Annotated in this window: 22 protein-coding genes; 5 read left to right on the forward strand and 17 right to left on the reverse strand. The window is 69.1% G+C overall.

The annotated features are described in order from the left end of the window. Positions 1 to 8: 8 nt before the first annotated feature. The 9 genes from ACFJIX_RS19585 to ACFJIX_RS19625 form a co-directional block, all read right to left on the reverse strand. Positions 9 to 455 (reverse strand): hypothetical protein, encoded by a 447-nt coding sequence (locus tag ACFJIX_RS19585; protein ID WP_377153965.1) that lies wholly within the window; start codon positions 453 to 455, stop codon positions 9 to 11. A 125-nt stretch (positions 456 to 580) separates the two neighbouring features. Then, on the reverse strand, positions 581 to 1219 hold the full coding sequence (locus ACFJIX_RS19590) for a glutathione S-transferase family protein (RefSeq protein WP_377153967.1): 639 nt from the start codon (positions 1217 to 1219) through the stop codon (positions 581 to 583). Between the two features lie 70 nt (positions 1220 to 1289). After that, on the reverse strand, positions 1290 to 2075 hold the full coding sequence (locus ACFJIX_RS19595) for a helix-turn-helix transcriptional regulator (protein ID WP_377153969.1): 786 nt from the start codon (positions 2073 to 2075) through the stop codon (positions 1290 to 1292). A gap of 195 nt (positions 2076 to 2270) precedes the next feature. Further along, a complete protein-coding gene (locus tag ACFJIX_RS19600) occupies positions 2271 to 2810 on the reverse strand; it encodes a metal-dependent hydrolase (protein WP_377153972.1) in 540 nt (179 codons plus the stop codon). A 21-nt stretch (positions 2811 to 2831) separates the two neighbouring features. Further along, positions 2832 to 4040, reverse strand: a complete 1209-nt coding sequence (locus tag ACFJIX_RS19605; RefSeq protein WP_377153975.1) for a M48 family metalloprotease — start codon at positions 4038 to 4040, stop codon at positions 2832 to 2834. Between the two features lie 79 nt (positions 4041 to 4119). Beyond that, complete coding sequence (locus ACFJIX_RS19610) at positions 4120 to 5142, reverse strand: ribonuclease I (RefSeq protein ID WP_377153977.1); 1023 nt, start codon at positions 5140 to 5142, stop codon at positions 4120 to 4122. A 105-nt stretch (positions 5143 to 5247) separates the two neighbouring features. Next, on the reverse strand, positions 5248 to 6075 hold the full coding sequence (locus ACFJIX_RS19615) for a transporter (protein WP_377153979.1): 828 nt from the start codon (positions 6073 to 6075) through the stop codon (positions 5248 to 5250). A 109-nt stretch (positions 6076 to 6184) separates the two neighbouring features. Further along, positions 6185 to 8455, reverse strand: a complete 2271-nt coding sequence (locus ACFJIX_RS19620) for a penicillin-binding protein 1A (RefSeq protein WP_377153982.1) — start codon at positions 8453 to 8455, stop codon at positions 6185 to 6187. Between the two features lie 322 nt (positions 8456 to 8777). After that, the gene (locus ACFJIX_RS19625; protein WP_377153984.1) at positions 8778 to 9671 is read right to left on the reverse strand and encodes a CPBP family intramembrane glutamic endopeptidase; all 894 of its coding nucleotides are present in this window, start codon (positions 9669 to 9671) and stop codon (positions 8778 to 8780) included. Between the two features lie 168 nt (positions 9672 to 9839). On the opposite strand from ACFJIX_RS19625, the gene sbcB reads away from it, so the two are divergent. Together sbcB and ACFJIX_RS19635 are read left to right on the forward strand one after the other, a co-directional pair. Then, positions 9840 to 11303 carry an exodeoxyribonuclease I gene (gene sbcB, locus ACFJIX_RS19630; RefSeq protein ID WP_377153987.1) on the forward strand — a complete coding sequence of 488 codons (1464 nt, stop codon included), beginning with the start codon at positions 9840 to 9842 and terminating at the stop codon, positions 11301 to 11303. Between the two features lie 225 nt (positions 11304 to 11528). Continuing rightward, the gene (locus tag ACFJIX_RS19635; protein WP_377153989.1) at positions 11529 to 12458 is read left to right on the forward strand and encodes a GGDEF domain-containing protein; all 930 of its coding nucleotides are present in this window, start codon (positions 11529 to 11531) and stop codon (positions 12456 to 12458) included. Positions 12459 to 12616: 158 nt separating this feature from the next. Here the strand turns inward: ACFJIX_RS19635 and ACFJIX_RS19640 are convergent, their stop codons facing one another. Continuing rightward, positions 12617 to 14872, reverse strand: a complete 2256-nt coding sequence (locus ACFJIX_RS19640) for a TonB-dependent receptor (RefSeq protein ID WP_377153991.1) — start codon at positions 14870 to 14872, stop codon at positions 12617 to 12619. A 297-nt stretch (positions 14873 to 15169) separates the two neighbouring features. Between ACFJIX_RS19640 and ACFJIX_RS19645 the strand changes: the two genes are divergently transcribed. Further along, positions 15170 to 15475 carry a flagellar basal body protein gene (locus ACFJIX_RS19645; RefSeq protein ID WP_331614553.1) on the forward strand — a complete coding sequence of 102 codons (306 nt, stop codon included), beginning with the start codon at positions 15170 to 15172 and terminating at the stop codon, positions 15473 to 15475. A gap of 136 nt (positions 15476 to 15611) precedes the next feature. Here ACFJIX_RS19645 and ACFJIX_RS19650 read toward each other — a convergent pair whose 3' ends face one another. Both ACFJIX_RS19650 and ACFJIX_RS19655 read right to left on the reverse strand, forming a co-directional pair. Beyond that, a complete protein-coding gene (locus tag ACFJIX_RS19650; protein ID WP_377153993.1) occupies positions 15612 to 17579 on the reverse strand; it encodes a bifunctional 2',3'-cyclic-nucleotide 2'-phosphodiesterase/3'-nucleotidase in 1968 nt (655 codons plus the stop codon). Between the two features lie 5 nt (positions 17580 to 17584). Continuing rightward, a complete protein-coding gene (locus ACFJIX_RS19655; RefSeq protein WP_377153995.1) occupies positions 17585 to 18100 on the reverse strand; it encodes a GAF domain-containing protein in 516 nt (171 codons plus the stop codon). Between the two features lie 82 nt (positions 18101 to 18182). Between ACFJIX_RS19655 and ACFJIX_RS19660 the strand changes: the two genes are divergently transcribed. After that, complete coding sequence (locus ACFJIX_RS19660) at positions 18183 to 18878, forward strand: hypothetical protein (RefSeq protein WP_377153997.1); 696 nt, start codon at positions 18183 to 18185, stop codon at positions 18876 to 18878. A 44-nt stretch (positions 18879 to 18922) separates the two neighbouring features. Here ACFJIX_RS19660 and ACFJIX_RS19665 read toward each other — a convergent pair whose 3' ends face one another. The 4 genes from ACFJIX_RS19665 to ACFJIX_RS19680 form a co-directional block, all read right to left on the reverse strand. Beyond that, positions 18923 to 19399: a DUF2269 family protein gene (locus ACFJIX_RS19665; protein WP_377154000.1), complete on the reverse strand. Its 477-nt coding sequence runs from the start codon at positions 19397 to 19399 to the stop codon at positions 18923 to 18925. A 44-nt stretch (positions 19400 to 19443) separates the two neighbouring features. Then, positions 19444 to 19833 carry a DoxX-like family protein gene (locus tag ACFJIX_RS19670; RefSeq protein ID WP_377154002.1) on the reverse strand — a complete coding sequence of 130 codons (390 nt, stop codon included), beginning with the start codon at positions 19831 to 19833 and terminating at the stop codon, positions 19444 to 19446. Further along, positions 19815 to 21230, reverse strand: coding sequence for a DCC1-like thiol-disulfide oxidoreductase family protein (locus ACFJIX_RS19675; protein ID WP_377154004.1), 1416 nt, complete (start codon positions 21228 to 21230; stop codon positions 19815 to 19817). The genes ACFJIX_RS19670 and ACFJIX_RS19675 overlap by 19 nt, the downstream gene beginning before the upstream one ends. A gap of 72 nt (positions 21231 to 21302) precedes the next feature. Beyond that, positions 21303 to 21833 (reverse strand): GbsR/MarR family transcriptional regulator, encoded by a 531-nt coding sequence (locus ACFJIX_RS19680; RefSeq protein ID WP_377154007.1) that lies wholly within the window; start codon positions 21831 to 21833, stop codon positions 21303 to 21305. A gap of 188 nt (positions 21834 to 22021) precedes the next feature. Here ACFJIX_RS19680 and ACFJIX_RS19685 point away from each other — a divergent pair, with 188 nt between their 5' ends. Further along, a complete protein-coding gene (locus ACFJIX_RS19685; RefSeq protein ID WP_377154009.1) occupies positions 22022 to 24736 on the forward strand; it encodes a hypothetical protein in 2715 nt (904 codons plus the stop codon). Here the strand turns inward: ACFJIX_RS19685 and ACFJIX_RS19690 are convergent. Continuing rightward, positions 24704 to 25972, reverse strand: coding sequence for an alpha/beta hydrolase family protein (locus tag ACFJIX_RS19690; protein ID WP_377154011.1), 1269 nt, complete (start codon positions 25970 to 25972; stop codon positions 24704 to 24706). The genes ACFJIX_RS19685 and ACFJIX_RS19690 overlap by 33 nt on opposite strands. Positions 25973 to 25993: the final 21 nt, after the last annotated feature.

Consider the following 25993-nt stretch of genomic DNA (forward strand, 5'->3'; position numbering starts at 1 on the left):
TCCGGGGGTCAGGCCTGAACGTCCACCAGGACGCCCTTGGCCTGGTCCGGCGCCTCCTGCGGCGCCTTGCCGACCGCACCGTCGTAGGTCACGGGCGCAGCGGTGCCATCGGACGTGGCGTCGTCCGCGGATCCCTCCGCCAAGGCCCCGTCGACTTCGGTCCCCGTCGCCGGGTCCGCCGCACCTGCCGTCGAATCGACCAGGTCGCTCTTGCTGGCCGCCTCCGTTTCGGCCTGCGCCAGAGCGAGCGCCTGCTGCGCCTTGGGCGACAGCGCCTTCAGCTTCTCATCCTTGACCGCTTGCGGGATCGTCGTGTCCTTGTTGATCAGTTGCGCCTGGAGGCCGGTTTCGAGCAACGCGGCGGCGGCGCCCTTGGGCGCGGTGCCAGGTCTTGCCGGCCCGCTGTCTGCAGACGGCTTGAAGGCGCTCAGGGTCGAGGTGAGGGAGATGTTCATGGTCGCGGTTGAAGAGGCGAAAGCCTCGTCCCTCGTCGCAAAGGCGGAGGTCCTGCCATGACATCGGCGGGAACCTGCCAAGGCTGAAGGTCCCATTCGAGGTAGACCGTTGCCTGGCGGCGTGGTCAGGTCAGCAGTGGCTTCAGGTCAGGATCGCCCTTCGCCATGGCCCGTCGATAGGCCGGCCGTTCGCCAATGCGCTGCAGATACGCCCGGATGTTCGGATACGGCGCCAGATCGACCGGCATGAACAGCCGCATCGTCGTGAGCGAGAAGACGCTCATGATGTCGGCCGCCGTGAACTCGGCGCCGGCGAAGTAGGGCGCTTGGCCGAGTCGTTCTTCAACGAGCGCCAGCACCTTGTCGAGCCGCTCCTGCGTTGCCTCCAGGACCGGATGATTCGCCGGCAACGCGCGCCCCAGCGTCATTCGTCGCAGCAGCACCGGCTGCAGATTGCCGTTGGCGAAGTGGAACCAGTACAGGAACGGTGCGAAGTCCGGATGATCGGCGCCGGGCTTCAAACGGCCATCGCCGTGCCTCGCGATCAGGTACTCGACGATCGCCGCCGATTCGGCCAGCAGCAGGTCGCCGTCCTCGATCAGCGGCGCGGCGCCGAGCGGATGCAGCGCCTTGAGCTCGGGTGGCGACAAGCGCGTCACCGCATCGCGCGTATAGCGCTTGAGCTCGTAGGGAATGCCGAGCTCTTCGCAGAGCCACAGGATGCGTTCCGACTGGGAATGGCCGAGGTGGTGGAGGGTGAGCATGTCGTTCAGTCGAAGTTGTCGAAGTCGTTGAAGGCGCTCGGGTCGTCGAGGTCGTCGACCGAGCGCCGCGTCAATCCGCGCGCTCGTGCCCGCGGACGGAAGTGGGCGCGAAGCCGAAGCGTTCACGGAAGCGCACGGCGAAGCGGGAGGGCGACTCGTAGCCCACGGAACGGGCGATCTCAGACACGGGCTGTGTGGTCGCCTGGAGCAAAGTCAGCGCGGAGGCCATGCGGGCGTCGACGATCAAGGCTGTCATCGATGCGCCTTCAGCGGCCAGTCGGCGCCGCAGCGTTGCTTCGGACATCGCCAGCGCGTCGGCGACGCGGGAGGCTGTCCAGCCGTGATCCAACCGGCCGGCGATCAACGCGCGCACGCTGATGGAGACACTGGCATCGACGGGCGCGGATCGCAGCACGACTCCGTCCTCCAACAACCAATGCATCACCTCCAGCACGCGCTGACGGGCGATGGCATCGGGCAACGCAGGGTCAGGTGCCAGTGCTTGCGTGGCGCGCTCGAAGGCGTCGGACAGGCCGGGCCGCACCTTCGACAGCAAGCGCACCGGGGAGGGCGGTGTGCCCCTTCGCTCGTGCTGAGCGACGCGAGCCGCGTAGTACGCGTCGTCCAGCAATTGGGCGTCGAAGAGCAGCCAACGCGCTTCGTACTGCGTTCCCTCGGCGACGAGGTTGGTGAAGTCGACGGTCTGGTTGCCGCTCAGCAGGATGGCCTGCCGGGGCTGCGCACGCACGCTGGCCCCGCGTGCCGGCTTGACGGTCTTGATGCCGCGATCGACGAGGATCAGTGCGGGCAGATCGACGCGCATCCGCAGGATCTGCAGGCCGCGCCCTTGCAGCACGTGAGCCGCGACACCGACGCCGGGGCGGATGTGCAGCTCGCGGGCCAGCGCGGACCCGTCGGGGGCGTGGATCGTGCTCGGCTTCAAATCGATTCCTCGTGAAGGGATGAATCGATCCTAGCGGGAGAGCCTCACGCCGCCGGTGCGGCGGCGATCAGGTTTGGTGCCGATCCGATCAGACCCGATCAGGCCGGGTCAAACGCGCCGACGGCGCCATGCGGCCACTCCGACCGCGATCCCGATGGCCGCAGCCAACGCTGGCAACCACACCCACACCAGCTCCGACTGCAGCACCTCCCAGCCCCGCCCGCTGAGCACGCGCTTCAAGCTCAGCGGCGACACCTCGATGACCTGCGCGGAGAAGAAGACGCGTTCCTCTGAGAACGGCCACCACAGCGCGACGCCGTGGCCGCCGTCGGTGAGCATGTCCAGCAGGCCGTGGGACAGGCCGGACAGAGCGACGAAGACGAAAGCCCACCAGCGCGGCGCCCGCAGTGCCCGCGCCGACAGGAATGCGATCAGTCCCATCAGCAACGCGAAGACCAGAGAATGCGAAGCCCCTCGATGCCCGAACGCATCCGCGTACGGGATGCCGATGCGGAAGGCGATGACGTCGAGGTCCGGGATCACCGAGGCGGCGATGCCGGCCATCAACAGGCGGTTGGAGACGAGCGGCTTGCCCAGGCCCAGTCGCGCGGCGACGGGGATGATGGCGTGGGTGAGGATGGTGGGCATGTCAGGCCCTCAAGCGTTGGCTCATCCGTAGATCGCTTCGAGCTTGCGCCCGACGAGTGTGGTTTGCGACATCTGCAGGAGGCGACTGACTTCTTCAGCCAGCGCCTGCTCGTCGGCAGGAAGCAATGCCACCGTGGGCGGCAGATCCTCCCGCCGGAGCAACTGATCGACCCGCATCGCGGTCGGTGGATGACTCGCGTCCGTCCGCCAGGACTCAGACCGGGACGCCGCGCGATGCGCATCGAGTTCGGCGGCGCCGACCGCCGCGGCGGCGCCTCGCACCGCCGGCTCGATCGCGTCGTGCGGCGTGGTCAGCGCATGCACGCGGACAGCAGCATCGACGACCTCGTCCAGATAGGTCTTCTCCAGGACGCCGCGCATCGCCGCCGAGCCGGCGACCGTTGCCGCCAGCAGGTCGGCCAGGTACTCGGCGCGCTGCGATTCCCGCATCACCAGCCAGAGCATGCCGCGGGCCGCCGCGAACAGCAGCTCGGAGACGGTGAGCATCAAGAGTTCGAACGGCAGCCCGACCAGCGACACGATCGGCCCGGCCGCCATGCCCTGTCCGAGCTGACCGATGGCGAGCGGTCTTGCCGCCGTCCCCCAGGCCGCCAGCGTGTCGACCGCATGGCCGAGGAACTGGCCGCGCAACGGATCGCCGTTCACGCCGTGCGACAACTCATGGGCGAGGAGGGCCACCTGCTCGGCCGGCGTCAGGATCGCCATCAGCGGGCTGCCGATCTCGACGTAGCGCTCCCGCCGCCAGCCGGCGACGCGGTAGTTGGCGTTGAAGTCCGCGCAGACGCCGATGCCGTCGACCGGTCGCGCGCCCAGCGCAGCCGCGATCCGGTCGCTCAACGCATGGAGCGCGGGAAAGCGCTCGCGCGAAAGAAGGTGGTCGGGGGCCTGAGGGAGGCGGGGACGGGCGGCGATGCACAACAGCACGAGCGCCACACCGCCGAGCGGGATGAAGAGGTTGTTCCAGGCACCCGCCAGCAGCATCACGCCCGCCACGCCTGCGCCGAGTCCGGCGCCGTGCACCAGCAAGGCCAGCAGATAGGCCAGGGCGAGGCGACCGGACACCCGCACGCGAAGGCGCCGGGTCGCGATCAGGTCCTCCCGGGAGACTTCTTCCAGCAGGTTCCTGGACAGGCGCTCGCCCAGCTGTCGACGGACGCTTTCCCAACGCCGGATGGCCGTCGCGGACGACGGTTCGATGGCCGCGGCCATGCCTCACTCCCTGGATCGTTTTATTGGACGTGGAGCATACAAGCAGCGTTCATCGCGTTGCAGTAGGGCTTCGCCGCGTTCAGCGCCCGCTCGCCTCGATCCGGATCTCATCCCTGCGGCAGGTCCCGCCGCCGCTGCCGCTCGGCTGATCGCCCAGCAGCTCCTTCAGTGTTCCGCCGGCCTTGTAGTCCCTCGGCAGCTTCACCTGGATCTCGGTGAGGTACTGCCCCGAGCACATCAGCTTCACGCTGTCGCGGTAGGCGTCGCTGCCGGTCTCCGCCTTCAGCTTCTCGTAGAAGGTGTTGCGCGAGATCGCTCCGCCGATGTTCTGACGGATGTACTTGCCCACGCCCGAATCGTTGAACTGCTTCACCAGGTCCACCGCCCGGCGGAAGTACGCGTCCGGATTCAGCGTCGTCTGGCAGGTGCCGTGCTTGCGCCACTCGTGCTCGCCGAAGCCCTTCTCGTAGAGGAAGTTCGGCATCCACGGTCCGATGTACGACACCGTCTCCTTCGAGAGGTTCATCGGCGCATTGCTGCAGTCCCCGTAGCTGATCCCGCATTGCTGCCGGTTGGGCCACAGGCCGTGCAGCGTCAGGTTGGTCACCTTGAGCTTGCCGTCTTCCATCGCCTCGCACTCGGGCTTGCCGCGCCGCCCGCCCGCCGTCCATTCGCAGAAGCCGGGCTGCCACGACATCGCCAGCACGAAGCTGTCGTATTGATCCGGCGTCTTGCACATGCCCTGACCGGAGTTCGCCGCGGCGGTGTCGCCCGACGGCGCGCGGGCACCGGGTGATGTCGCGGTCGATGTCGACGGGGCGGCACCGCCCGCGGCCGCGCCGCAGTCGTTCTGCACCCAGCGCTCCGGTGGCCGCGCGCCGGGCACCTGCACCCGCGTCCAGCCCGCGTTGTGCGACTCCAGGATCGTGTAGCCCGTGCCCGGCGACAGCTTCGCGCCGTCGGGGTTGGTGCTCTTCCTGAAGGACTGGAAGGCGTCGCAGGCGCGCGAGGCGGTGAAGGTGCCGCTCGCGGGATCGGCCCACGCCGAGGGCAGGGCGCTGATCACCAGCGACAGGGCGGCGATTCGGAGAACGAGGCGCATGGGAGTCAGGCGATGCTGTCAGGACAGCCGGCTTTGTACGTCATCTCGGCGTCGACGGGAATGAGCCCGTGGCTCACATGAAATAGCCCGTGGCTAACGGGACGATCAGAACCCGATCGACACACCGACGCCCAGCACCCAGTCCGCCGTCTGCTTCGTCAGACCACGGTTGATCGACGCGTCCAGCTGGAGCTTCCGGTCGACCAGCCAGGTGACGCCGGTGCCCGCCGAGATGCTCCGCCCGCCGTTGCGGTTGGACGCGAGCTGGTCGCCCGCGACTTCGACGTAGCCCTTCCACGCCTCCGCGATCGGCCAGCCCAGCGACGCGCCGAGGATGCCGCCGACGAAGTGCTTGCCGTCGTCGCGACTGTCGCGGTACAGCCCGCCGATGAGGCCGGCCGACCAGTCATGCGGCAGGTCCCATTCCGACGTCAGCCGCAGCGACGGGCGCAAGCCCTGACCCCGGAACGCGGACGAGCCGCTGTCCATGTCCACGTTGAACAGCCACGCGAGCCCCGGCTTGCTGCGCTCGGCGTCGCCGTCCTGCACGTGCCACTTCACGCCGAGCGCCGTGTCGGCCCAGCCGCTCACCTTGGCGGTGCCGCTGCCGTCGGACGCGCGCAGGCGCTGGTAGCCGTCGGTCTCGACGCGGAACTCCCAGTCCTCGGCAAAACCGAAACGCAGCAGCGTCGGCGTCGACCACAGCCGGCTGCGCACGCCGTCGCTCTTGTCGCGTTGGTAGCCCAGGCCGGTCTCCAGCAGCGCGCGGCCCTTGCCGACGGTGCTGCTCGATTCGACGATGCCGGGCTGATCCGGCTCGATGGCGTCGTCGGCATCCGCCGCGCGGGCAGGTCCCGCGAACGCGGCAAGCGCGGCGAGCGTGGTGAAGAGGAGACCCGCCAGCCCGCCTCCGGAAAAGGTACCGTCCTTCATCGCAAACTCCCTCCGCGTCAGTTCGCGGTCCTTGGCGCCATGGCCGTCACGGCCGTCGTGGTGACCTGAGTGGCCCCGGCGGCCTCAGTGGCCGCAGCGATCGATCCGGTCACTGTCCGCCGCTGCGATCGCCGCCCATCCACCAGGACGGCGGCACGCCCGAGGCGCCCGTCGCAGGCCCCGAGGCCGCGTCCGACGCCGGCAGCGGCGGCGGCATCGGCCCGATCGTCTTCAGACCCGCGTCGCCCGCATACTCGCTGAAGACCCAGTCGGGACCGAACGGGCCTTCCTCCTGCACCAGGCCGCCGTCCTTCGGCGGCTCGATCTCGGAGGGCTTGATGTCCTTCAGCGCGACCTGCATGTAGTCGATCCACGCCGGCAGCGCGATGCCGCCGCCGGATTCGCCCGCCCCCAGGCTGCGCGGCTGGTCGTAGCCGATCCAGACCACCGTCGCCACGCGGCGCTGGAAGCCCGCGAACCACGCATCCACCGCGTCGTTCGTCGTGCCGGTCTTGCCGTAGAGGTCGTAGCGCTTGAGCGAGGCGCTCGCCTTGTAGGCCGTGCCGCGGATCGCCACCTCGCGCAGCAGCGAGCCGGTGATGAACGCGTTGCGCTCGCTGATGGCGCGGCGGTCGTCGGTGAGTTTCTCCGGCTCCGCCTGGAACAGCACCTGGTTCTGCGAATCCACGATCTTCGTCACCAGCAGCGGCTTGAGCAGGTAGCCGCCATTCGCGAAGACCGAATAGGCGCTCGCCATCTGCAGCGGCGTCACCGAGCCCGAACCCAGCGCCAGCGTCAGGTTCTCCGGCTGCTTCTCGAGGTCGACGCCGAACTTCGCGGCCCAGGCGCGCCCGCGCGCCGGCGTGAGCTGTTCCAGCACCCGGATCGTGACCATGTTCTTGGACTTGGCCAGCGCCTGGCGCAGCGTCATCGGGCCGTCGAAATTGCCGTCGGAGTTGCGCGGATTCCAGTCGCCGACCGAGATCGGCGCGTCGTCCACCAGCGTCGCGGGGCTCGCGCCGACTTCCATCGCGCCGGAGTAGATGAAGGGCTTGAAGCTCGAGCCCGGCTGCCGCCATGCCTGTGTCGCGTGGTTGAACTGGTTGCGGTTGAAGTCGAAGCCGCCCACCAGCGCCAGGATCTTGCCGCTGTCGGGCTCGACCGACACCAGCGCGCCCTCGGCCTCCGGCGACTGCGTCACCGCCCACGCGCCCTTGGGGAACTCCTTGGTCGGCGCGCCGCGCAGCACGCGGATGATGGAGCCTCGCTGGATGCGCAGGTCGGGCTTGGCCTTGGCGGAGAGGGCCGACTGCACCGAGCGCAGGCCTTCGCCCTTGATCTCGATGTCGTCGCCGTCGGAGAGGCTCGCCTGGAGCTTGTTGTTCGCGACCTGCGTGACGACCGCGGCGCGCAGGTCGTCGTTGTCCTGGTGCTCGTTGAGCGCCTGCGCGATCGCGGCGTCCTGGTCCTGCGCGTCCATGCCGTCGGGCAGGTCGACGTCGCCTTCCGGACCGCGCCAGGCCTTGCGGCGTTCATAGTCCATCAGCGTGCGGCGCAGCGCCTTGTATGCGGCGACCTGGTCGTCCATGCGCAGCGTCGTTGTCACGCGCAGGCCGCGGCTGTAGGCCTCGTCGCCGTATTGCGCGTGCACCACCTGGCGGACCATCTCCGCCGCGTACTGGCCGTAGGGCAGGCGCTGGTCCTGCGCGGTGCGCAGCTTGACCGGCTCGTCGCGCGCGTGCTGCGCCTGCTCCGGCGTGATCATCCCGACGTCCACCATCCGCTGCAGCACCACCGCCTGGCGGCGCTGCGCGCGGGGCAGGTTCATGATCGGGTTCGCGTAGTACGGGTTCTGCGGCAGGCCCGCCAGCATCGCCGTCTCCGCGGTCGACAGGTCCTTGAGCGACTTGCCGAAGTAGGCCTGCGCCGCCGCCTCGAAGCCGTAGGCCCGCTGACCCAGATAGATCTGGTTCATGTAGACCTCGAGGATCTTGTCCTTGGACAGCTGGCTCTCGATCTTGAAGGCCAGCAGGATCTCGACGAACTTGCGGGTGTAGAGCTTCTTCTTCGTCAGGTACAGGTCACGCGCAAGCTGCTGCGTGATCGTCGACGCGCCCTGGCTGCGCGACGAGAACAGGTTGGCGATCGCCGCCCGGAAGATGCCGGTGAAGGACACGCCCTGGTGGTCGTAGAAGTTGGCGTCCTCCACCGCGAGCAGCGCCTGCTGCATCTGCTTGGGGATCTTGTCCAGCGGCAGGTAGCTGCGCCGTTCCGCGCCGAACTCGGCCAGCAGCTGGCCGTCCTCGGTGTAGACGCGCAAGGGCTGCTTGGGGTTGTAGTCGGTCAGACGGTCCAGGTCGGGCAGGCCCGGCCAGACCACCGCGGCCCGCGCCGGTGACCAGCAGCGCCAGGGCGAGCACGCCGGCACCGGACCAGACGGCGATGCGCTTCCACGTGGGCAGTTCACGCAGCGAGTCCCGGATCGGCGCGGTACGGCGCCAGAGCGCCAGGAAGAAACCGGCCAGGGAGCGGGCGACGGTGCGAGCGAATTGAGCGATCTGCTGCATGCGGGGCGCACGAGTTCAGGTCGGCGGATTATCGTCAGACATCCGGGGTTGTCCCGGCATCGCTTCGCACGGCAACAATCCGTACACAGAAGACACACGGCCGACTCACATTGATGGGAATCGGCGGGCAGGGCATCAACCGTGCCCGAGGTTCAAGGTCAGGAAGACCAGCGCGTTGAGCGCGAAGTGCAGCAGGATGGCGAGCTCGATGCGGCCGCTCAGCGTGTAGGCCAGGCCGTAGCCCAGTCCGGCCAGCATCGCCAGCGCCACGTAGGCGGTGCCGCCCGCCGCATGGGCCAGGCCGAACAGCAGGGCGGCCAGCAGCACCGGCAGCCAGCCGTTCATCGTGCGCAGGTCGGTGCCGAGGCGGCGCGCCAGCAGGCCCTGGATGACGCCGCGGAAGGCGGCCTCCTCGGCCACGCAGGTCAGGAACAGGTTGGCGGCCAGGTACAGGCCGGCGTTGTCCGGCCAGCGCAGCGTCGGCCGGCCGAGGCCGCCGACCACCGCCAGCAACCAGGGCAGGGCGAGCGTTGCGGCGACGACCGCCCCGAGCGCCCAGCCCGGCAGGCCGGGCAGGCCGGGCGAAGGCGCCAGCGCGACGCCTTCCGACCGCCTGCGCTGCTGCGAGGCCAGCACCGCCAGCATCAGCATGCCGGCGACGCCCTTGTCGAAGTTCAGGTACTTGAGCGACGGCGGCCGGGCGTCGGAGGTGGTCGCGAGGTAGGTCGGATTCAGGAACCCGGGCAGCAGGTGCAGCGCCAGCGCGAGGCCGATCACCAGCATCAGCAGCATCAGCGTGGCCTCGCGGCGTGGGCGGTGGCGGGCCTCGATCGCCATCCAGGCGAGCGACGCCAGGGCGGCCACCGGCACCATCGCGGCGACCGTGAGCTGCCCGTTCACCAGCCCGGCGGTGACCGCCATGATCAGCAGGGACAGCCAGGGCCAGGGCGCGCGCACCGGCAGCAGCGTGGCGGCAATCGACAGGCACAGGAGCAGGTGGCTGAGCGGCATCGGGGTCCGGGTTGTCATGGGGCAATCGCGCCGCAGTATCCGCGAAGCGGAGCGGCGTCCTTTCCAGGCGCGGTACGCACGCCCGTTGCGCGCCCTGTGGCGCCTCCCTTCGCCCGCCCGGATGCCCGCCCGGATGCCCGCCCCGATGCCCGGCATCGCCGCCCCGCTGAGGTATCGTCCCGCCCCATGCATGAGATGACTTTCTACTGGCACGACTACGAGACCTTCGGACGCGTGCCGCGCCGCGACCGGCCGGCGCAGTTCGCCGGTATCCGCACCGATGCGGACCTGAACGAGATCGGCGATCCGCTGATGGTCTACTGCCAGCCGCCGACGGACTCGCTGCCCGATCCGGAGTCCTGCCTGCTGACCGGCATCCTCCCGCAGACCTGCGCCGAGCAGGGCCTGGCCGAACACCGCTTCGCCGCCGACATCCACGCCGAGCTGTCGCGCCCGGGGACCGTCGGCCTGGGCTACAACACGATCCGCTTCGACGACGAGGTCACGCGCTTCCTGTTCTGGCGCAACCTGATCGATCCCTACGGTCGTGAATGGCAGAACGACTGCGGCCGCTGGGACCTGCTGGACGTCGTGCGCTGCGCCTACGCGCTGCGCCCGGAAGGCATCGAGTGGCCGAAGCACGAGGACGGCCGCCCGTCCTTCAAGCTGGAGCACCTGACCGCCGCCAACGGCCTGGCCCACGAGGCGGCGCACGATGCGCTGTCCGACGTGCGCGCCACGATCGCGCTGGCCCGCCTGATCAAGCAGAAGCAGCCCCGGCTGTGGGACTTCTGCCTGAAGCTGCGCCGCAAGGACGCCGTCTGGGCCGAGATCGGCACGAACCGGCCCTTCCTCCACGTGTCGGGCATGTACGGCACGGAGCGCGGCTGCATCGCGCTGGTCTGGCCGCTGGCGCCGCATCCGACCAACAAGAACGAGCTGATCGTCTGGGACCTGGGCAGCGATCCGGCCGAGCTGCTGGCGCTGGACGCCGAGGCGATCCGGTTGCGGATGTACACGAAGCAGGAGCTGTTGCCCGAGGGCGTGACGCGGCTGCCGATCAAGACGATCCACGTCAACAAGTCGCCGATCGTGATCTCGTCGATGAAGATCCTGTCGCCCGAGATGGCCGCCCGCTGGGGCCTGGACCTCGCGCAGGGGCAGGCGCATGCGCATGCGCAGACGCTGGCGACGCGTGGCGGGGAGCTCGCGCGGCTGTGGCCGCAGGTGTTCCAGCGCCCGGCCGGTGAGGGCGCTGTCGACGTCGACGAGGACCTGTATGGCGGCTTCGTCTCGAACGACGACCGCCGTTCGCTGGAACGCCTGCGCGGGCTGTCTCCCGAGGCGCTGGCCGACCGCGTGGCGCAGGGCAAGGTCGCCTTCGAGGACGCCCGGCTGGAAGAGATCCTGTTCCGCTACCGCGCGCGCAACTTCCCGGACAGCCTGACCGCGGACGAGCAGGCCCGATGGGAACACCACCGGGCCACCCGGCTGCACCTGGGCGAAGGTGGGGCACAGACGCTGGAAGCCTTCTTTGAACGCATCGACACGCTGGCCCAGGCAGCCGAAGAGTCGGAGGACGAGCGCGCGGGCGAAATCCTCTCCGCCCTGTACGACTGGGCCGAACAGATCGCCCCGCCGCCGCCCTGAGGCAACCCCGCTTTCGGGCGCCCCGTGTCGTTGCAAATCCTCGCCATAGCAGGGCGATGGCTGTGGTTTGCGCCTGACGGTGCATCCCAAACCGGGGCCGCCTCAGGGCGGCGGCACCTCGACGGCACACCGCGGCGGCACCGCCGCGGCACTGGAACGGGGGCCTTCCGGGGTTTCCAGGACCGGGTAAAACGGGTACACCTTCGTCAAACGCCAGGAGACGACATGCAATCCCAACACGACGCCGCCGACCCGATCGCCGCCCGCATGCGGGCGATGATGGTGCGGGCGCCGCTGGCCGTGGCCTTCGTGGCCGCCGGCCGCTTCGAGGTGGTCAGCGAGCACTTCAACCACCTGTTCGGCCACGGCGACGAGACCGACCTGACAGGCACCGACCAGCGCGCGTCGGTCGTGTCGGATTCGGCGCACCAGGCGCTGCAGGCCCGCATCGGCACCGCCTTCGGCGCGGGACGGCCGCTGGACGAGGAAGTGGAATTCGTCCGCCGCGATGGCTCGCGCTTCTGGGGCCGGCTGCAGGCGACGCCCGTGCACTGGGAACAGCCGGCGGGCGAGGCGATGTGGATCCTCGACGACGTCACCGCCGCCCGCCAGCAGCGGTTGCAGCCGACCTGGTCCGCCAAGCACGACGAGGTCACCGAACTCTCCAACCGCCGCGAGATGGAACGCCGCCTGGCCGAACACGTCGGCAGCCGCCGGCATGAGCCGGTGTCGGTGCTGTTCGTCGACATCGACAAGTTCAGCGAGATCCTGCAAGGCATGGGGGCGGAAGTCGCCGACCATTTCCTGTACGGGCTCGGGCAGATGCTGATCACGAAGGTGCGGGCCTCCGACACCGTCGCGCGGCTGGAGAACGACCACTTCGTCGTGCTCCTGCCGGACTGCGACCAGCATTACGCCCAGATCGTCGCGGAGAAGATCCGCTCGTCCATCGCCGGCTATCGCCTGCGCTGGGGCCTGCACCGGGCGCGTGTGAAGGCCAGCCTGGGCGTGGTGCAGCTGCAGCCGTCGCTCGATACCGTGGATGCGGTGCTCGGCGCCGGGCAGTTGGCCTGCGCCGAAGCCAAGGCGGCCGGCGGGGATTCGGTCCGGGTGTTCATCTCGAGCGGGAGCTACGAGGAACTGGCGGGGGCTTGAGGCTCGCTCGTCGCTGGAGGCCCCCGGACTTCGCAACGCCAGGCGCGGCCCATCACAGGGCATGAGGGCTCCCTCCAGGACCCTCACGCCCTGTTCCGGGCCCAGTGGCGTCTCTGCCCTCGTGAGAGGGCTCGTGGCCTGCGTGGGGGCGTCCTGGCTCAGTACTCGAACGAGGCGTTCACGCTGACCGTGCGCGGCGTGCCCAGCACCAGATAGCCGCTGCCCGGGAAGCCGCCCGAGGACGCCCAGTAGTTGCGGTCCGCCACGTTGTCGACGCGGGCCCGCAGCGTGACCAGGTGGCCGCGGACGTCCATCGCATACCGCGCGCCGACGTCCACGCGACCCCAGCCCGGCACGCTCAAGGTGTTGGTCGCATTGGCGTACATGCTGCTGGTGGCGACCACCCGCGCATCCAGCGACAGGCCCTGCGCGCCGGGCACGTTCCACTCGGTGCCCAGGTTCAGCATCGCGCGCGGCACGCCGATCACGCGCTTGCCGTCGGTCGTCGCGACGCCGGTGCGCTTCTGCTCGGCATCCAGCCAGGTCAACCCGCCCAGCAGCTTCAGGCCGGGCATGGGTTCGCCGAAGGCGGTCAACTCGATGCCCTGGTGACGGTCCTCCCCCTCGGCGGTGAAGCTCACGTTCGTGACTACCACGGACCGCGGCTTGGCCGTCGAGAAGAAGGCGACGCCGCCGCCGATGCGGCCGCCATCGAACTTCAGGCCGACTTCCTTCTGCTTCGATTGATAGGGCGGCAGCATCGTGCCCTGCAGCGATGGGCCGGTCGACACGCCGGCCGTGTCGCCCTGCGTCAGCCCCTCGATGTAGTCGGCGTAGGCCGACAGCGACTTGCCGAGCTTGAACACGACGCCCGCCATCGGGCTGGTGCGGCTGAGGTCGTACGGCACCGCCGGCGCGCCGGTGTTGTACGCATAGCTGCGGATGTCCATGGACTGGTGGCGCAGGCCCAGCGTCAGGCGCAGGGTGTCGTCGAGCATCACCAGCGTGTCCGCGAGCGCCGCGCTGCGCAGGCGCGTCATGCCGGTCGTCGCCGGGTCGTCCAACTGGTTGCTGACGGAGAGCAGCGTCGGCAGCGGCGCCGCGCCACCGTCGTACAGATTCGTCGGGATCAGCCGCACTTGCGTGCTCGTCGTGGACACGCCGAAGGCGGCGCGCTTGTCCAGCCGGAAGGCACTCACCGAGGCCACCAGCTCATGCTTCACCGGCCCCGTGGTCAGCAGGCCCCGCACGCCGACCTCGCCGGTGCGGACGCGGTCCTCGCGCGTGTTGTCGAAGCGGGAAGTGGTACCCGCACCGGTCGTGCTGTTGGTCAGGGTGAGGTTGGCCAGCGAATTGGCTTCGTCGCTGCTGCGCGCGCCGGCGGCGAACCACGCGGTCCATCCCTCGCCGAGCCAGCGGTCCAGGTCGACCTCGCCGCGCAGCGTGCCGAACAGGTCGCGCTCGTTGGAGTAGGTCCATGGCTGCGCCCAGTTGGAATCGCTGTCGGGCGCCTTGGGCACCGCGGTGGCGGTCGCGCCCAGCGTGACGTTGGTGCGGGTGCGCTTGAGCTTGTGGTCCTGGTAGCCGACGTCGGCGGACAGGCGCACGTCGCGGGCGCGCCAGTCCAGACCGATGGAGGCCATGCCCAGGTTGACGCTTTCCTTGTCCACGCTGGTGTCGCCGGCGCGCGAGGCCAGGTTGACGCGCACGCCGGTGGCGTTGTCCGGGCCGAAGCGCCGAGCCACGTCGACGGCCAGGATGGTCTGCCCGCCGCTGGCCGTGCCGACCGTCATCTGCGTCAGCGGCAGGCTGGGCGCGCGCTTGGGCAGCAGGTTGATCGAACCGCCGATGGCGTCGCTGTTGGGCGTCGCGCCGTTGAGGAAGGCCGAGGCGCCGCGCAGCACCTCGACGCGCTCGAAGAGCTCGGCCGAGATGTACTGGCGCGGCAGCAGGCCGTACAGCCCGTTGTAGGCGACGCTGTCGGAGTTCAGGATGAAGCCGCGGATGAAGTAGCTCTCCTGGAAGTTGCCGAAGCCCCGCGCGACGCGCACGCCGGGGTCGTTGAGCAGCACGTCGCCCACGCTGTGCGCCTGCGTGTTCTGGATCAGTTCGTTGGTGTAGGCCGTCGTGCTGAACGGCGTGTTCATGAAGTCCTGGTTGCCGAGCAGGCCGACCCGGCCGCCGCGCGCCACCTGGCCGCCGGCATAGGACTTGATCAGGCCGCCGCGCGAGGCGTCCGCGCTCGCTTCGACGACCACCTTCTGCAATTGCGTCGTGGCAGCTGTTGAAGCTGCGGAAGACGCCGCGGTTTCAGGGGCTTGCGGCGTCGACTGGGCGAACGCGCCACCATGCAACGCGGCGGTCAGGGCGAGCGCCAGCGGCGCAAGGGTGGGTCGGAAAGCGGCAGACGGCATGGCGATGAGAAGAGTTCGCAGATAAGAATGTTTCGCATTATCTGGAGACCAGGCCTCTGTCCGATGCGGCCGGCACGTAAGGCGCTGCAAACACCCCATCCGGGGTAGGTCAGACGGGCGTTTGGCGATCGAATTGCCCTCCGATGGCGCATTCGGCGTCGTTTTCAGCGGAAACCCGGACGGATCCGATCCAGAAAAATGAGCCGGAAACCCATTTCTTTTCTAAAGATCGGCTGGAAAGTGCCGATGACGGCGGGATGCCTGGTCGCTTGAGACCGGGATCCTGGGAAGAACGCCATGTCCAACGTCAGCCTGTCGACCGCCTTGTCCGGCATGTCCGCCGCCAACGAGCGCCTGCGCGCGTCCGCGAACAACGTCGCCAACGCCGCCACGCCGGGCTACCGCCGCGAGCGGATCGAGGCCCAGACGGCCGAGGACGGCAACGGCGTCACGACCAAGGTCGAGAAGCTGCCGGAACCCGGCGCCGACCTCGCGGCCGACATCGTCGAGCAGAAGTCGGCGACCTACGCCTTCGTCGGCAACCTGCGGGTGCTGCAGACGCAGATCCGGGCCGAGGGCGCGCTGCTCGACATCCACGTCTGAGCGTCCCGGCAGAGACTTCCCCGCCTCAATGACAAACGGCCGCTTCGAGCGGCCGTTGTCGTTTCCGGAACGCGGCGGAGGCGGCTGCCTTCGCCCGGCCAGGGCTTCAGCGCATGGCCTCAGCGCATGCCTCAGCTCATGGCTTCAGCTCGAACAGCGACGAACCGTCGCCGTTGTCCTTGACCCGGGTCACCTGGGGCGTGTCCTTCAGGTGCGCCGCGGCCCCGTTGCCGGACACGAACTGCATCGCCACGCCCGGGACCGGCCGGATGCGCCAGGACGACGCCGCGACCGCCGCGCTCAGCGACGGCTGCGCCGCGAGGAAGTGGGCCAGGGCCTCGCGCGTCTCGTCCGGCGCGTCGACGACGACCTTGTCCGCCGCCAGCGCCGGGAAGTGGCCGCCGCCATAGGCGCGGTAGTTGTTCGTGACGACGAGGAAGTCCGCGCGTTCATCCAGCGGCTGGCCGCGCCAGGTCAGGTTCACGACGCGCTGTCCGTCACCGAGCCGCTTGCCGTCCTTGTCGAAACGCGCCGGCTGCGTCACGTCGAGCTCGTAGCGCAAGGCGCCGTCCTGACCCAGCATCATGTCGAAGTTGAAGCTCGGGTAGCTCGTGTCCACGAGGTCCTGCCGCGCCGGCCCCTGCGGATCGATGCGGCGGAACTGGCCGGCGGACATCTCCAGCCAGTCGCGCACCTGGGCGCCGCTGAGCTTCACGACCTTGATCGTGTTCGGGTAGACGTAGAGGTCGGCCACATGCTTGATCGCGACCGGCCCGGCGGGAATGTCGGTGTACTGCGTCCAGCCCTGGCGGCCACCGGACTTGAAGGGCGCGGCGGCGCTCAGCATCGGCAGCTTTTCCAGCGCCGTACCCTGGACCGCCTTCAGCGCGTAAGCCAGCTGCGCCTGCGCGACCAGCCGCACGGCGGTGCCGTCGAGCACCTGCGAGAAGTAGCTCTGGATGGGCTGATCCGCCATCGCGACCTGGCTGCGGACGTAGTCGAGCGTCGCCTGATGCTCGCCGGCGATCACGACCGCGGGCATCGGGTCGGCGTCGACGAGCGGCTTGCGCGTGGCGCGGTCGAAGATCGGGCGCAGGCTGGACTGGCTGTCCACGACCTGCCACCGCTTGCCGCTCTTGCCGCCCCTGGCGTCCTTGCTGTCCGTCTGCTTCAGCGTCAGGTCGACGATGCCGAGGTGATCGCCCCAGCGGCCCGGCATCACGGCGGGCGTGCCGTAGAGCTGACCCTTCGCGAGGTCCACGCCCGGGTAGCCGGCGAAGCCGGGGCCGGGGAACTCGGTATGCGCATGACCCAGCAACAGCGCGTCCACGCCCTTCACGCGGGCGAGCTGGGCGGCCATGTTCTCGGACAGCTTGGGCAGCTCGGTCTTGTCGATGCCGGTGTGGGCGATGACGACGATCAGGTCCGCGCCACGTCGGCGCAGGTCCGTCACCTGCTCGGCGGCGGCGTCGACCATGTCGCGCACCCGTACTTTGCCGGCGAGGTTCTGGCGGTCCCACTCCAGGATCTGCGGCGGTGTGACGCCGACGACGCCGATCTTCAGCGCGTGGTCCTGGCCGGCCTCGTCGCGCATCGTGCGCTCGAGCATCACGCTGGGCGTGAACGCATGACGACGGCCGTCGGCCTCCATCACGTTGGCGTTCAGGTAGGGGAAGCTGGCGCCGGCGATGGCCTGGCGCAGGAAGGGCAGGCCGTAGTTGAACTCGTGGTTGCCGAGGTTGCCGGCGTCGACGTCCAGCAGGTTCAGGATCTTGTAGGCGGGATGGATGTCCCCGGCCTTCAGCGGCTTCACACGCGCGACGACGTCGCCCAGCGGATTGCCCTGCAGCAGGTCGCCGTTGTCGAACAGCAGGCTGTTGGGCGCCTCGGCGCGGGCGCGGTGGATCAGCGTGATCGTCTTGGCCAGGCCGAACTCCTGGGCCGGGCGGTCCTGGTAGTAGTCGTAGTTCAGCAGGTTCATGTGGATGTCGCTGGTCTCCAGCACGCGGAGCTTGAGCTCCGCGGCGGACAGCGGCATCGACAGGACGGACAGGGCCGCCAGCCCCAGCGCCAGGACCGGGGGGCGCGTCGAGCGCGTGCGCATCGGGGTCAGGCCCAGTCGGTGCCGTCGACCAGCACGGCGATCGCGCGCTGGAAGCCGTCGGCGTCGATCGCGTCGAAGCGGGCGGGCTCGGGGCTGTCGAGGTCGAAGACCCCGCGCAGTTTCCCGCCGGCGACGATGGGCAGCACCAGTTCCGAACGCGAGGCCGCGTCGCAGGCGATGTGGCCGGGGAAGGCGTGCACGTCCTCGACGAGCTGGACCTCGCGCGTCCGCGCGCAGGCACCGCAGACGCCGCGGCTGAAGGCGATGCGCACGCAGGCGACCTTGCCCTGGAACGGGCCGAGCACGAGCTCCTGGTCGTTCGTCGCGTTGACGAGGTAGAAGCCGGCCCAGTTCAACGTCGGGACGGCGTTGAAGACCAGCGCGGAGAACTGCGCCAGGTTGGCGAGCCAGTCGCGCTCGCCATGCAGCAGGGCCTGGGTCTGGGCGACCAGCGTGTCATACGAGGCGCGCTTGGCCTCGGGGCTGGACATGTCCAGCAGCGCGGTGGGTTCGAAGCTCATGGGGCGGGATTGTGGCGGAGGTCATGCCGGGCGGTCGTCCGTCACGGCGAGAATGCGCCCCGTTTCAAGGGAGATCGGAACGATGAACGCACGAGGGAAGACGGCGCTGCTGGCCGTCGCGACGGGTTGGATGATGGCGGTCGGCGGTCACGCGCAGGCCGACGAGGTGAAGGCCGCGGCGATCCCCGCATCCGCGGCGGCGCCGGCCTCGCCGCTGCTCGGCCCCGATGAGCAGGTCGGCTGGGTGACGCAGGGCGAGTGGTCGCGCCGCTGGTGGGAATGGGCCTTGTCCTTCGAGGACGACCTCAGTCCCGTCGCCGATCGCACCGGCGTCCAGTGCGGCAACCGCCAGTCGGGGGACGTGTTCTTCCTCGCCGGCACCTACGGCACGGCCCGCACCGTGCGCACCTGCCGGGTACCGGCCGACAAGTACCTGTTCTTCCCGCTGATCAACTACGTCTTCACGCCGACGCGTACCGGCATGCCGAGCTGCGCACAGGTCACGCGCGACGCCGAGCGCATCACCGAGGGCGCCGAGATGCTGGTGCTGGAACTCGACGGCGTGCGCTACGACAACCTGCGGCGCCATCGGCAGGCCAGCCCGGAGTGCTTCAACGCCTGGGCGCGACATCCCAGCGGCGCGCGGCTCTTCCCGTCGGCGTCGAACGGCTACTACGTGATGCTGAAGCCGCTCGCACGCGGCCGGCACACGCTGAACTTCGGCGGCGCGTTGCCGCGCATGTCGCAGGCGGTCAGCTACACCTTGATCGTTGAGTAGGTCTCGTCCCGCAAGCGCCCGGCTGACCGGGCGCGCCGGGCCGCTCAGCCCCACAGCGCCGGCTTGTTCACCATCAGGTAGAAGACGACGAGCACCGCGATGAAGGCCGGGTAGCCCAGGCCTTCCCACCAGCGGGCATAGCGCCAGTACAGGGCCGGCAGCGGCTGGCCGCTGGCGAGCGCCGCGTCGGCCATCCGCGACAGCCGGATCTGCAGCCACACCACCGGCAGCCAGCAGGCGCCCGCGAGCAGGTACAGCACGATGGACAGCGCCAGCCACGGCGTGTCCAGCGACCAGCCGGCGGTCATCGCCAGCCACACGCCGGTGAGCGGCTGCACGATCACCGCCGGCGTCGTGAACCAGAGGTCCGCGCGCTTGACCAGCCGCGCCACCACGGCCTGCGCCGCCAGCGAGCCGCTGCGGTTCGCGAAGAACAGGTAGAAGGCCGAGCCGAAGCCGGTGCCCGCCAGCAGCACGCTCGACACGATGTGCAGCCACTTGATCACGAGGTAGGTGTTCATCTTCTTTCCTCCAGGATTCTTGTTCTTCGAGATGTCCGGTACCGTCAGGCCGGCGCGTCCTCGTCGAGGATCAGCAGCAGGATCGCTATTGGCAGGTTCTTGGTCAGGCAGCCCAGCGGGTCCAGCCACAACGTGGGCAGGATCACCGTGGCCACCGCCGTCATCAGCAGCATCATCCCGCCCGCCAGGCGGTACACCCAGCGGCGATGCCAGCGCCACATCGCCGCGCCGATCAGCAGGTCCACCAGCGCGCCCGCCACGATGACCGGCGCGATCCAGGCCTCGGGCGTCTGCGCGGCGACCATCAGGTCGCGGCTGCGGCCGTCGAGCTCGATCAGGCTGGCCGCGCCGGTGGCGAGCCACAGCGCGATCAGCCCCGCCCGCGCGACGACGCGCGTGCGGCGATGCCGGAAGTTCACAAGTCCGATGCCCATGCGGCCTCCACGAATCGTTCGACGGGGACCGCCGGCCGGCCGAGCACGCGCTCGAACGCGACGGCGTCGCCGATGTTGTCCTGCTCCAGCAGGGCCAGGCTCTCGCTGCTCCACGGCTGGCTGCTGACGTGGTCGCCCAGCCGGGCGCTCCAGCGGCTGGGAGCGTCAGGCAGCGGGATCACGCGCGCCGGCTGCTGTCCGCGCTGGCGCCGGAGTTCGCCGATGAAGGCCGCCAGACTCAGCGCCCGCGGGCCGACGGCGGTCACGATCTCCGGCCCGCCGTCCTGCAGCAGCCGCAGCACCGCCTGCGCGACGTCGGGCACGGCGACGGGTTGGACCTGGGCCTGGACGGCCGCGCGCGGCAGCACCAGCACCGGCAGTCGGGCCAGGTTCATGAACAGCGCGGCGCTCGCGCCGCCGCGGCCGTAGACGATGCTCGGGCGCAGCACGATGCCGTCGAGCCGGCCCTCGGCGCGCAGGCGCAGCAGCACCTCGTCCGCGGCGCGCTTGGTCGTCGCGTAACGCGTGGGGCTGTGTGCCACGCCGTTCGCGGAGATCTGGATCACGCGCATCACGCCCGCACGGGCACAAGCCTCGAACAGCGCCGCGGGCGCCCGGTGATGGACCGGTTCGAGCTGGCGGCGCGGCGTGTCGCGCAGCAGGCCGACCGCGTTGACGACGGCATCGAAGCCGGTGACGCGCGGCACCCAGAGGTCGGGGGTCAGGTCTTGCTGGAAGTCCTGCGTGCGGGAGTTCCCCTCGGTGACGGCCAAGCCCGCCTCGCGCAGCGTGCGCACGATGCGGCGACCGACGAAGCCGCTGGCGCCGCAGACCAGGACCGATCGGATGGATGTCGGGTTCATGACGCGTCTCCGGTGTCGTCGCGCCGCACATGATGCGGATGCGGGTGGGGGGTGGTATTCGCAGGCGTCGTCGCGGCACGCGGCGCGTCCGGCTCGGCGTTCCGCCGCGCGGCGCAGGCCGGTCTCGAAGACCATGCGCACGATCGGCCGGGGAATCCGGTAGCGGTTGCGGGCGACGACCGGATAGGCGCGGTCGCACACGGTCCGCAGCACGGGCAGGTCCATGATCCGCGCGATCCATCCGAGCTGCGCGCCGCGGTAGGCGAGCCCGATCGCCTCGGCACCGATCGCGAGTTGGCCATCGGCGCGCAGACCGTGCATCAGGTCCATCAGCGAGGGCATGTCCGTGCCCGGCGGAAACGCCGAGAAGCCTGGCTCGGAGATGTCTACGAAGCGCAGCAGGCCGGCGGTGTTGCGCAGCATCAGGTTGTGCATCTCGCCGCTGCAGATGGGGCAGGCGCCGTCGAAGTAGAGGGTCAGCGGATAGATCGACGGATCGGGGCCGGTGGTGGGGGCCGCGGGGAAAACTCGCATGGTGTTCTCCGGTTTGTGGTCTTGTTTGATATTTCAGTAGAGACAGAAATTCGTGTTCAAAAAAGGGGCGGGTCAGGACCCGTCCCCGCGCACGAAGCGCTGCACGCTCGCGCCGAGCTTGAGCACCTTCTCCAGCGTCGACGGCGAGAGCCGCATCATTTCCTCTGACCAGGCGCCCAGCGTCTGCATCAGGCGCAAGCACTCGCGCACGCGGTCCTGGGCGTCGGGGGATTCGTTCTGGAAATCTTCGTCGGCGACGAGCTCGGCCAGCATGCGCACGGTGGGATCGAACTCGCGGTGCTTGCGCTCGCGGACGATGGTGCGGAGCAGTTCCCAGACGTCCGCCGTCGTCTCGAAATAGTCGCGGCGATCCCCGAGCACGTGGGTCACGCGGATCAGGTTCCAGCTCTGCAGTTCCTTGAGGCTGGTGCTGACGTTGGAGCGGGCGACCGACAGCGTCTCGGCCAGTTCCTCCGCGTTGAGCGGCCGGCCGTGGAAGTAGAGCAGGGCGTGGATCTGCGCCACGGTGCGGTTGACGCCCCAGGCGCTGCCCATCTCGCCCCAGTGCAGGACGAAGCGGCGGGCGGTGTCGGTGAGTTCCATGCACTGGACTGTAGCTTGACAGAAATTTCTGTCAAGACAGAAATGGCGTGTTCGAGAACTTGGATGACTGAAATCTGGCGCCGCGCGCCAAGACGGAACCGGCCGGCGGCGGATTCAGGCAATCCTCGACGAGTGCCACCAGACGGCACCGTTTCGATACTGCCGGGTTTGATTCGTGGAGATACCGGATGACGGCAAAGGCAGTGAAGCAGCGACGCAAGGATGGCGAGCAGGCGCAAGAGCAGGAGGATGGACAAGCGCACGAGCATAAGCACGAGACGCCGCCACGGGACCAGGCGGGCGACGTGGACAGGCAGGACGTGCCGGTCGCTGTCGATGAGGAGGGGCAGCACTCGGTCGTCGTGGCGGCGGCAGGCGTCATGACTGCCTTCGCGGCATTGGGGGCGATGTCGGGGACAGGCGGCGCGAGGACGGCGGTGTTCCAGCCGCCGCCGTCGCGAGTGCCGACGATGCTGACCATTCCGAAACCGATGATCGCCGATGAGTCGATGCCGTTGAACGCTCGGCTTGTGCCCGTTCACGAGCGAGTGCCCGAGGCGGCGGTGGATGCCAGGGCGGACGTCGACGCGTCACCGGTTCCGACGATCGCGCCAGAGCTTGAGCTCACGCCTCCGACAGTGCTTCCACCATCCGAGTCCGCAGCTGCGTCCGACGCCGAATCCGAGTCCGATCGCAAGCCCGAGCAAGTTCACGCACCCGTGCCAGCAGCCGAGCGCGAGCACGAGCACGAGCACGAGCAGGTGGATGTGGATGAGGCGGGCAGAGACGAGGGGGAGGAGAGCCACGAGAGCGACGAATTCGATGAGCGCGACGACAGCCCGACGCCGATCGAGGTCGCGGGCCTTCTCCGACTGAGCCTGCAGAACGACACGGGCTTGACCGATTCGCAAAGGAAGGACTTCGTCACCTCCGATGCCACAGTGAGGGTTGACGGCGTGACCGAGGACCACGACAAGGTCGAGTACCGCATTGATGAGGGGCCCTGGATGCTGCTTGGGGATGACCACGTCATTCACGAAGCGCAGTTTCAGGGCGATGGCGTGAAGCGGGTCGACGTCCGGTCTTTCGATTCGCACGGAGGTCCCTTGTCAGCGGATAGCCTCCACTTCGAGCTGGACACGACGGGGCCAGTGCCGCTTACCCATCAAGTCATGCATCCAATGGGAAGGGTGAACGAGGCCGGTGATCCGGAACCCGATGGCAGCTTTTGGCTCACGAAAGACGCGCAGGTAAAGCTGCTCGGATTGGAGGACGGGGCCATGTGGGCAGCCCATCAGTACACAGCGAAGGGCACGCATCAGGTTGCCGGGGAATCAGCCGAGGGCCAGGACAGCATGCTCACGGAGCGCTTTTTCAAGGAAGGCCCGCAACTTTTCGTCGTGGGCGTCACCGATCGGGCAGGCAACTCGGGAGCCTACAACGGCGCGTCCCTCAAGTTGCAAGGCCTTTGGTTGGACACGACGCCGCCACCGGCCCCGCAGTGGTCGTCCATTGGCGAGGCCCTGGGCGTCGAACAGTTCCAGCTCGACAATCTCGAGCGACATGCGCATCTGGAGCATCGTCGGGACGAGCATTCGGACTGGCAGCGCGTGCGGGAGGGCGTGCTGACAGGACCGATGGAGGTCCGGCAAGTCGACCTCGCGGGGAATTCGAGCCTGGAGTCCGCTCGGCTTGGGGTCAATCAGATCCTGACGATCGGTGCAGCGAGGTCTGATCCGGCGTCGCTCCCGGATCGGGAGGAGACCCATGCCGAGAGCCTTGCCCCCCTTCGACTCCGCCTGTTGAACGACACCGGCGTCACCGAGGAGCAGAGGTCCGATCTCATCACCCGCAATGCCACCGTGTGGGTCGAAGGGGTCGATTCAGAACATGGGCAGCAGGCGCAATACCGGATCGATGCCGGGGAATGGCGTCCTCTCGGGGAGAGGGACCTCATCAGCGACGCGGATTTCCCGGGGGATGGTGCGAAGCAGGTGGACGTGCGAACCCTGGATCCGGATGGCCGTCCCCGGTCGGAGGCGAGCTTGGCGTTCAAAGTGGACAGAGGCAACGACGAGCCGAATTATCTGACCGTCGTCCACGATCGCGGGCTGGTGTTCGACGCAACGCCGGAGGGGTGGCGGGAGAACTATGTGTTGACCAATCAGCCGCTCGTTCGAATCTGCGGTATCGAGCCGGGCGCCCGTTTTCGTGTCTGGCAGTCCGATCCCCATACCCACAGGGATATCTCGGGAGACGATGGCGTCGAAGGCAGCGGCGAGCTCATTCCGGAAGGGGCGTTCCGGGAAGGGGGACAGACCATCCGGGTCAAACTGTATGACAGCGCGGACAACATCAGCCAGGAAGCTCGCTTGGTGTCCGTCTGGCTGGACACCACGCCTCCGCCTGCGCCGGAGTTTCTCAGCCGGCCCACCGAATGGGGCCACGAAACGATGCTGGCCACCAATCGCGAACACGACAGCCACTTCCAGTACCGAGGGAAAGGGGGCGGCGAATGGACGACCGCCCGTTTTGGCGAAAGCATCCTGGGGCCGGTCGAAGTGCGCCAGGTCGACCGCGCGGGAAATCCGAGCCAGGCCTCCGATCTGTCCGCCAACCAGCAGCTTCTTGTCGCTCACAAGACCGCGCCGCCGGAGGCGCCACAGTTCAAGCTCAGTGGGGACGACGACATCCTGATCCCTGCCAACCTCGAAGAGGGCGGCGTTCTCGATTACCGCGTCGACGGCGTCGGTCGTTGGAAAATGCTTGTCGAGGGCAAAGTCGTCGTCGGGCCCGCGGAGGTCCGCCAGAGGGACCAGGACGGCAATGTCAGCCAGGACAGCTTTTTCCTGGCACCTGACGTTCCGCTTTCAATGCCGATGCCCTCGAGCACCGTCCTGTGAACGTCTGAGGCTGCCGAGGGCGCCCAGCCAGGTGTCGACAGGTCCGGCCAGCCACGCGCGAGCCGCTTCCGACTGTTTGAGTTGCTGGTCCAGGAAAGCCACGCTGACCTGCTGGGCCGCCGTCATGCCGAGCTGCTGCTCGTGCAACTGCCGGTAGTCGGGCACAGCCGGGACCGGCGCCATGCGCGTCGGTCCTTCCTGGCCGCGTCCGCCGCGGCCGCCACCGCCTCGGCGGCCCTGGGGCTGCGACTGCGCCTGCTCCTCGGCGGCGCGGATGCGTTTCTGCTCGCGCTCGGTGTCCTCGGGCCGAGGCTCGTTGCCGCCGAGCGCCGCATGGCGGACCTCGTTCGCGCTGAGGAGCCAGCCTCGTCCCGCCGGCATCGCGGCGAACGGCGCCTGGCGCCACTGCACGTCCCGCACCAGGCCGAGCACATCGCTGTCGTCCGGCCCCGTCAGGCCGAGCACCGGGATCGAGATGTCGCGATACCGCGCCGCGTCCGGTGAAGCGAACACCTGCGGGCTGATCACGATCGCGGCCACCGGCTGCACCGTCTTCAGCGCCAGCACCGAGCCGTCGGATTGCCGCTCGCCCGCCACCGCCATCGCGGTCTGCGCGCCGAGTTCATACCCTGCAACGACCGTTTTCGACCAGTCCAGCGAGCGCCACGGCGGATCGCCCTGGCCTTGGCCCTGCCGGCCCAGCCGCTGCGCCTCGGCAAGCAGCTCGTCCAGCCGCGCCAGCCGCTTGCGCATCTGCGCATCGGCGTAGTGACGCCGACCCAGTTCGGTGAACTCCGCCGAGCGCGCCAGCTCCGATGACCAGGCCGTCGCGTCGTCGTCCAGCGCCTGCAGCGAGAGCACCGCATAACCGGCCGCCGCCCAGGCGCGGCGCCAGCGGATGCCGGCGGTGTCGGACTCGCCCAGGCCGGGCAGGTACACGACGACCGGGCGGGGCGTGGTCCCCGCCGTCGCGCCCATGCTGGCCGGCATCGTCAGGCTCACGCGCACGTCGTCGCCGCGGATCCGCCACAGGATCGGTTGCATCGTCACCGGCTCGCCCTGCGGCGCGTAGCCGCGGGAAGCGAACTCGCGTTGCTGCTGCTGTTCCTCGATGCGCGCCTTCGGCGGCCCGCCGCCGCAACCGGCGAGCAGCAGCGCCGCGCCGAGCAGGGCAACACCCGCGAGGGTCAGGGAGCGGGCGAGGGCGCGCGGGCGAGGACGGGTCGGTTCGATCATGGGCGGCGACGCTAAGCGGGC

Origin of the sequence: Roseateles sp. UC29_93 (assembly GCF_042695725.1) — a bacterium.
GTDB lineage: Bacteria > Pseudomonadota > Gammaproteobacteria > Burkholderiales > Burkholderiaceae_C > Roseateles > Roseateles noduli_A.